The organism is Pseudomonadota bacterium, assembly GCA_010028905.1.
Lineage (GTDB): Bacteria > Vulcanimicrobiota > Xenobia > RGZZ01 > RGZZ01 > RGZZ01.
Genome location: RGZZ01000882.1, coordinates 1 through 1,172, shown reverse-complemented (window position 1 = coordinate 1,172; position 1,172 = coordinate 1). Strand labels below are relative to the sequence as shown.

2 protein-coding genes and 1 pseudogene are annotated in these 1,172 nt (G+C 69.5%); all 3 read right to left on the bottom strand.

Annotated elements, in window-relative coordinates; genetic code table 11:
• Positions 1 to 611: serine/threonine protein kinase (locus EB084_26105; GenBank protein ID NDD31738.1), on the bottom strand; the 611-nt coding region annotated here is incomplete at its 3' end.
• Positions 612 to 623: 12 nt separating this feature from the next.
• Positions 624 to 686, bottom strand: a pseudogene (locus EB084_26100) (zinc-ribbon domain-containing protein).
• Positions 687 to 713: 27 nt separating this feature from the next.
• Positions 714 to 1,172, bottom strand: a 459-nt coding sequence (locus tag EB084_26095) for a hypothetical protein (protein NDD31737.1), incomplete at its 5' end; no start/stop codon positions are given.

Here is a 1,172-nt window from a genome sequence, read left to right as displayed (position 1 = left end):
GCCGTCTTGAACCGATCGCGCACATTGAGCGCCGTGGCCTTCGCCAAGACATCGCGCATCTCCGGCGACACATTGGCGATCTCGGGAAACTGGAACGGCATGGGCACGGCACCCGTCAACAGATGATGCATCGTCGCACCGAGAGCGTACAGATCAGACCCCAGCTCGGCCTTTCCCGCGTACTGCTCCGGGGCGCAGTACTCGGCGGTGCCGATGGCGGTGGCCGTCGAGGCCTGCGCTCCGCGGGCGATGCCGAAGTCGACGAGCACCACCCGACCCGTAGCATTCTGCTTCATGAGATTCGCCGGTTTCACATCGCGGTGAATCACGGGAGGGGTCTGGGCGTGCAGGTATTCGAGGATGTCGAGGGTCTCGAGGGCCATGGCCCGCACCGTGGCCTCGTCGAGACCGGCGCTACCCGCACGGGCGAGAAGGGTCTGGAAGTTCTCGCCTGCGATGTAGTCTTGCACCAGAAAGTGCAGGCCGCCCTCGCCGAAGAAGTCTTGCACCCGGGGCAGCCCTGCATGGGTGAGCCCCCGCAGCAGCTGGGCCTCGCGCTTGAAGCGTGCCACCAGCTCGGCGCGCCCGCCGAGCACCGTGCCCACGGCCACGACCCGCAGCGTGCTTCCGCATCCCGTGCAGAACTTCGCCGCATCGCGATTCTGGAGCCCGCAGTCCGGACAGTACGTCGGCGCTGCTCTCTCTGTCGCGACTCAGCCGTGCGCCGCGCTCGCAGGGGCGCTCTTCGCGCAGCGGAAGCCCCTGTCGCGGTAGATGACACTGGGGTTGCCCCGCCCGCGGGCGAAGCCGCAGAACCAGTCCGGCACGTCGTTGAACCACGATCCGCCGCGCAGCACGCGCTGATCACCGCCCCGGGTGTCGAGGCGCTCGCGACCGTCGTCGGCGCGATAGGGATAGGGCGCGTGCAGCGACGAGCACCACTCGGCCACGTTGCCCGCGAGATCGAGGCAGCCAAAGGGCGAAGCCCCCTGGGGAAAGGAGCCCACGGGCACGGGCCGCTCCGCCGAGCCCGCGTCGCCCCCGACGCTGCTGCGACACCGCGACGGGTCGAAGTCGTTGCCCCACGGGTATCTCAGCCCCTCGGGCCCGCGCGCTGCGTGCTCCCACTCGGCCTCGGTGGGCAACCGAAGCCCGGCCCACGTCGCGTAGGC